Source organism: Cupriavidus sp. 01L46 (assembly GCF_056399905.1).
In genome coordinates, this window is record NZ_JBFTSF010000343.1 from 1 (window position 1) to 6,043 (window position 6,043).

Below are 6,043 nucleotides of genomic sequence, written 5' to 3' on the forward strand. Positions count from 1 at the left end.
ATGCGGGGTTGCCGGCGCTGCTTGCGGCCGCCGGGCTCGAACTGCTGCCCGAACCCTGGTGAAGCGAACGCTTATCTGTTGCTGCGCGCCTCAATCAGCGCGGGCAAAAGCTGGGCCAGTTGCGCCTCGCTGGCAGGATCCAGCGCCAGCCCGAATCGATCTCGCAGCGCCTGGACAATGGCAGCCGGCGTTTCCAGTTGCTGGCGCTGCACGCTGCCATCGGCCGCGCGCACGGCAAAGTCGCCGTTGATCAGCGTCAGCCGGGTGTCGCCTTGCGAGCGCGCCAGGGTCAGGGCGTTGCGGAACAGGCTGTCGGGATGGGTGGAGGTGTACCAGTTGCGCGGCTCGAAATCGATGGCCTGCTGCGGCGAAAGATCGAACYGGTAGAGCTTGAACCACGCACTTGCGGTCTTGACCTCCAGGTCGTACACGTGAAAGGCCGCACCTGTCGTCTCCACGCAGGACAGGCGGTACGGGAACGACGGATCGGCTTGCTCCGCCTGTGGCAGCGGCATGGCCCGATACGGCGTAGGGCCGCCAAAGCCCACGTCCACGATATAGCTGTGATGCGCGGCCTCCACGCGCAGCAGCATGTGCGATTGCATGGTGGGCACGTCTTCCGGCACGTTCCAGCGCACCCGTGCAGCCAGCGGCGTGACCACGTAGCCGAGCGCACGCAGCGCGCCGGCAAGCAAGGTGTTTTGCTCGAAGCAGTAGCCGCCGCGCGCGTTGGCGACCAGCTTGTCGAACACCGCGTCCAGGCCGATCTTGATCGGGCGCTGCAGCAACACGTCGACGTTTTCAAAGGGAATCCGCGCCAGTTGCGCCGCGATCAGGCTGTCGAGCGTGGCGAGGTCCGGCTGGCTCGGCAGCGGGTGGCCGATGCGGCTGAGATAGGCTTGCAGGCGGGTGTCGTCTAGATAGGTCATGGCGATGGCTGTCTGGTTTGCGCTGCCAGCGCAGGCTGAGGGGATCGGGAAGGGCGGCGCTGTCAGGCCAGCGCCAGCAATGCCGGCAGGTCGAGCAACTCGATGTCGGCATAGTGCAGCCGCAACAGCCCGCGCGCCTCGAGTTCGCGCAGGGCCTGGTTGACGGTCTGGCGCGACAGCCCGAGCATCTGCCCGAGTTGTTCCTGCGGGATATGCACGGAGCGGCGCTCCAGCCCGGGCAGGTCGCCGTAGGCCTGGGCAATGGCCACCAGCCGGCGCCCGGTGCGCGCCAGCGGCGGCAGCAATTGCGCCTCTTCCACGTAATGAAAGGCCTCGCGCGTCTTGGCGGCGAGCAGCTTGCCGAACTCGCGCCACCATTCGGGGTGCGCCGACAGCATCGCGTAGAGCTTGTCGCGCTGCAGGTGCAGCACGGTGGCCGCGCTGGTGGCGTGGGCGTCGTGCGTGCGCGCCAGGCCGTCGAACAGGCAAATCTCGCCAAACCAGCTGCCCGGTCCCAGCAGGCCGATCAAGGCGGCCTTGCCAGACTCGCTGTGGGTGTCGATCTGCACCGAGCCGGCAGTCACGCCGTAGATGCCGTCAAAGGCGTTGCCGCGGGCAAACAGCATCTGGCCGGCGGCCAGCTTGCGCGTGGCCGCGTCCCGCAGCAGGGTGTCTTGCATGGCCGCCGGCAAGGCGCCAAACCAGCTCCCGCCGCGCAAGGCGTGCAGCGGATCCAGGGCCGGCTCCTGCTGGCCACGGGTTGCCAGGCGCATGATGGTCTCCTTGATCGATGCTCTTGCCGACTGTCAAAAACCGGACAGACGGGTTTTTTGCTGCCTATTAATATACGGCCACAACGTGTAGCCACAGTACGCGGCCACAGTACGCGGCCACAGTACGCGGCCACAAATACGCGGACAGAAATACGCGACGACAACGACGCCCCGGCAGGAGACCCCGTGAAGACACTGATCGATCACCTGGCTAACTACGCAGCCTATCACCGCGACGCGCGCAATGTGTTCAGCCATTTCATCGGCATTCCCATGATTGTGCTAGCTGTGACCACACTGCTGGCCCGCCCGGCCATGCCGCTTGACGCCGGTCCGGCGTACCTGACGCCAGCAATGGTCGTTTATGGCCTGTCTTGCCTGTTCTACCTGCGCCTGTCGGCGGGGTTCGGGCTGGCGATGACGGTGATCCTGGCTGGCTTTGTCTACGCCGGCGGCGCCATCGCTGCGCTGTCCACCGGCGCATGGCTGGCTTGGGGCATTGGCCTGTTCGTGGCGGGCTGGCTGATCCAGTTCGTCGGGCACTACTACGAAGGCCGCAAGCCTGCGTTTGTGGATGACCTGGCTGGGCTTCTGGTCGGGCCGCTCTTCCTGGTGGCCGAAGTGGCTTTCGCAATGGGCCTGGCGCGGGACACCCGCGAGGCCGTCAGCGCCCACGCGCATTGACCTTCGGCGCGCCCGGCATCTAGGCGCCGTGTTCCAGCAGCCAGTCGCGCAGTTGCAAGACCTTGTCGTCGGGAGGCAGGCCGCGCCGGTGGACGAAGTAATAGGCCTTGCGATTGTCGATCTGCGCCGGCAGCGTGGCTAGCGGCACCACCAGCCGGCCTTGCGCCAGTTCTTCGGTGATCAGGATGCGTGGAATCAGCGCCACGCCGATGCCGGCGGCTGCCGCCTGCGCCAGCATGGTGTAGAGGTCGTAGCGCGGGCCGCGCAAGGCCTGCGCCGGCAGCGCCGCGCCCGCGGCGGCGAGCCAGTCGCTCCAGGCGCGCAAGCGCGTGTTTAGGTGCAACAGCGGCAATTCCAGCAACTGATCCAGGTCCAGGCGCTTGCGGCGCCCCAACAGGGCGGGGCTGCACACCGGCACCGATGGGCCTTCTTGCAGGATCCGCTCGCCCTGCGTGCCCGGCCACAGCCCTTCACCGTAATAGATGGCCGCGTCGAACGCGGTATCACTGAGCTCGAATGCCTCGGTGCGCGCCGAGAGATGCAGCGTGAGATCGGGCAGGGCGCGCGCCAGCAGCGGCAGGCGCGGGATCAGCCACTGGCTGGCAAAGGTGGGGCCGATGGCCAACTCGATGGCGCGCCCGCGCGGGCGCTGGGCCATCACATCCAGCGTCACCTGCTCGATCTGGTCGAGCMGTTCCCGCACTTCTTCGGCATAGGTCCCGCCAGCCGGCGTCAGCACGATGCGCTTGCGGATGCGGTGGAACAGCGGCACGCCAAGCCGCGCTTCCAGCCCTGCGATCTGCCTGCAAACCGCGCTCTCCGTCACCGCCAGCTCGTCGGCGGCGCGGGTAAAGCTGCCCAGGCGCGCCGCGGCCTCGAACATCTGGAGTGCCGTGAGGCTCGGTATGCCCTTGCGCATAGTGCGTTTTTGGAAGGAAGTTGGTGCGAAGTTATCAATTGTACGAACTCTGCCGCAGCCGCACAATAAGCCCCACCCGGAGGCCGTCGGCCCCCGCCATCCCCCGAAAACAAACACATTTCAGCGCATTGACCATGACGAAGCCGAATCTGCAACGCCTCCTCGAGACCGTTTGCGGCGAAACCCAAGCAGCCGAGTTGCTGCAATTGATGAATGTTTCCCCGCAATTGCTGTCTTCTACCAGCGAACAGGCGAGCCGCGCCGAAGTGGCGCAGGCGCTCAATATGGTGCTGTTTGCCGGCATTCTCGAGCGCGTGCCGACCGGCATGGCCTATACCCGCGACGTGATCCAGGCGGGTGGGCAAGTGGTGTTCGACCACGGCGCGCTGCGCACGGTGAAGTGGGATTGCGGCAGCCTGCCCTCGGGCGAGATCGCTTTCACCCGTATCCTGGGCCCGTTGGGCTACCGCCTCAACGGCACCTACCCGCTCGAGCGCATCGGCATGACCGGCCGCTCCTACGCGCATGCCGACCTGCCTGACGACATCGCCCAGTATTTCCTGAGCGAGTTGCATCCCGAGCGTTTCAGTACCGATTTCCAGTCCGCCGTGTCGCGCGTGGTGTCGAAGTCCGTCGATCCGCTCGGCGACGAAGCCGTCGCGCAACTGGCCCTGCTGGAGCGCGACGCGAGCCTGCCGATGGCCGAGGCGGCGCGCCTGGTGCCGCAACTGGCAGCCTGCTTCGCCCGCCAACATGCCGAGCCGGCGCTGGCCGACTATGAATTGCTGCTGAAGGAATCGGCCGAGATGGCCTGGATTTCCACCGAGGGCAACGCCTTCAACCACGCCACCGACCGCGTGGCGGATGTGCGCGCCGTGGCGGACGCGCAGCGCACCCTGGGCCGCCCGATCAAGGATTCGGTGGAAGTGTCGCGCTCCGGGCGGGTCCTGCAGACGGCATTCAAGGCCGATCCGGTGGAGCGCGGGTTTGTCGGCGCCGACGGCGTGGTGGTCAAGCGCAGCGTGCCAGGCTCGTTCTACGAGTTCATCACCCGCGATTTCGTGCCCGCGACGGAGGCGGCTGGCGGCACGTTGGATCTGTCGTTCGATGCCGGCAATGCACAGGGCATCTTCAAGATGACGGCGGCCTGCTAACGCGGGCAATGCGGTAGCAGGAGAAGGGTCGGCTCGTCCGGCCTTTTTTTGGTTTACGGCTGGCCGGCCGGCAGGCGCAGGCAGGCCTGCAATCCGCCCAGTTCGCTGTGGCCCAGCTCCAGGCCACCCTCATAAAGGGCCGCCATCTCGCTGACGATGGCCAGGCCCAGTCCGCTGCCGGCAGCGGACTCATCCAGCCGCCCATAGCGTGCCGTGGCCAGCTCGCGGGCCTCAGCCTGCATGCCCGGCCCGTCGTCTTCGACGGTGACCTCAAGCATGCCGCCGCGCTCCGCGAGCTTGACACGAACGCGCGAGCGCGCCCATTGGCAGGCGTTGTCGAGCAGGTTGCCGAGGATCTCGATCAGGTCCTGGCGGTCGCCGGCGAAGTGCCCGTTGCCTTCCACCTGGATATCGATCTCGCGCCCGCTGTGCAGGCGGGTCAGCGCGCGGGCCAGCTCGCCTGCCGCGGGGCCGGCATCGATGCGCGCCCCGCGCGTGCCCGCCGCCCCTGCCGCCCGTGCGCGCGCCAGGTGGCGGTCCACCTGCCGGCGCATGGCCTCGACCTGGCTGGCGGCGGCGCGGGCCGCCTCGCCGGGCAGGCGCCCGGCTTCGTTGGCGAGGATGGCCAGGGGCGTCTTGACTGCGTGCGCGAGGTMGGCGGCCTGGCGCCGCGAGCGCTCCAGCGCATCGGCGTTACGCGCCAGCAAGGAATTGATCTCGGTGACCAGCGGCACCACCTCGGACGGCCACGTGCCGCCCAGGCGGCTCTCGCGGCGTGCCTGCAGGGTAGCGAGTGCCTGGCGCAGCCGCGCCAGCGGCGCGAGGCCAAACTTCACCTGGGCCGCCACCGCCAGCAGCAGGCCCGCGCCCAGCGCCGTGAGCGACCAGCCCAGCAGCCGGTTGAAGGCCTGGCGCGCCGCGCGCAGCTCGGTGCGATCCAGCGCCACCGACAGCATCACCGGCGTATCGGCCGACGCCAGCACGATGGGGCGCGACACCACCAGCAGCGATTGCCCATTGGGCCCGGGCCGGATCTCGGCATGGCTGCCCGCTACCTTGTTGCCCACGGTGGCCGGCATTTCGGCGTCCCAGAGCGAGCGTGAGCGCAGCGTGCCGCCCGGTGCCTGCGCCTGCCAGTAGGCGCCGGAGTAGGGTAGTTCAAAGCGCGGGTCGGCCGGGCTTCGGGTCAGGGCGAGCTTGCCGTCAGGGCTCCAGTCCAGGGCGGCGGCGAGGCTGGTGAGCTGATTGTCGAGCTGGCGCACATAGGTATCGTTGACGTGGCGCGCGAACAGCGTGGAGAGCAGCCAGCCGGTGCCGCCGAGCGCGGCGGCCAGCCAGATGGCCGCGAACGCGAGCAGGCGGATGGCTAATGACTGGCGCATGGGTCAGTTGGCGGCGTTTGTGGAGGTTGCATGGGCTTCGGGAGACGCCGGCGGGCGCAGGCGGTAGCCCTGTCCGCGCACGGTCTCGATGACGTCCACGCCGAGCTTGCGCCGCAGCCGTCCGATGAAGACTTCGATGGTGTTGCTGTCGCGGTCGAAATCCTGCGCATAGATGTGCTCGGTCAGCACGGCCTTGCTGATG

Annotated in this window: 7 protein-coding genes; 2 read left to right on the top strand and 5 right to left on the bottom strand. The window is 67.9% G+C overall.

The annotated features are described in order from the left end of the window. Positions 1 to 71: 71 nt before the first annotated feature. Together AC1DS3_RS33690 and AC1DS3_RS33695 are read right to left on the bottom strand one after the other, a co-directional pair. A complete protein-coding gene (locus AC1DS3_RS33690) occupies positions 72 to 929 on the bottom strand; it encodes an arylamine N-acetyltransferase family protein (RefSeq protein WP_477128871.1) in 858 nt (285 codons plus the stop codon). A 62-nt stretch (positions 930 to 991) separates the two neighbouring features. After that, on the bottom strand, positions 992 to 1,702 hold the full coding sequence (locus AC1DS3_RS33695) for a Crp/Fnr family transcriptional regulator (protein WP_441638917.1): 711 nt from the start codon (positions 1,700 to 1,702) through the stop codon (positions 992 to 994). A 186-nt stretch (positions 1,703 to 1,888) separates the two neighbouring features. Between AC1DS3_RS33695 and AC1DS3_RS33700 the strand changes: the two genes are divergently transcribed. Then, positions 1,889 to 2,386 carry an Mpo1 family 2-hydroxy fatty acid dioxygenase gene (locus AC1DS3_RS33700; protein WP_174427143.1) on the top strand — a complete coding sequence of 166 codons (498 nt, stop codon included), beginning with the start codon at positions 1,889 to 1,891 and terminating at the stop codon, positions 2,384 to 2,386. 19 nt (positions 2,387 to 2,405) lie between these two features. Here the strand turns inward: AC1DS3_RS33700 and AC1DS3_RS33705 are convergent, their stop codons facing one another. After that, entirely contained in the window at positions 2,406 to 3,305 is a 900-nt protein-coding gene (locus tag AC1DS3_RS33705) for a LysR substrate-binding domain-containing protein (RefSeq protein WP_477128872.1), read from the bottom strand. Positions 3,306 to 3,439: 134 nt separating this feature from the next. Here AC1DS3_RS33705 and AC1DS3_RS33710 point away from each other — a divergent pair, with 134 nt between their 5' ends. Then, a complete protein-coding gene (locus AC1DS3_RS33710; RefSeq protein WP_441638922.1) occupies positions 3,440 to 4,459 on the top strand; it encodes a DUF1338 domain-containing protein in 1,020 nt (339 codons plus the stop codon). 53 nt (positions 4,460 to 4,512) lie between these two features. On the opposite strand, the gene AC1DS3_RS33715 is transcribed toward AC1DS3_RS33710, so the two are convergent. Both AC1DS3_RS33715 and AC1DS3_RS33720 read right to left on the bottom strand, forming a co-directional pair. Continuing rightward, complete coding sequence (locus AC1DS3_RS33715) at positions 4,513 to 5,841, bottom strand: sensor histidine kinase (protein ID WP_477128873.1); 1,329 nt, start codon at positions 5,839 to 5,841, stop codon at positions 4,513 to 4,515. 3 nt (positions 5,842 to 5,844) lie between these two features. Continuing rightward, a partial coding sequence (locus AC1DS3_RS33720) for a winged helix-turn-helix domain-containing protein (RefSeq protein ID WP_477128874.1) occupies positions 5,845 to 6,043 on the bottom strand: 199 nt, incomplete at its 5' end.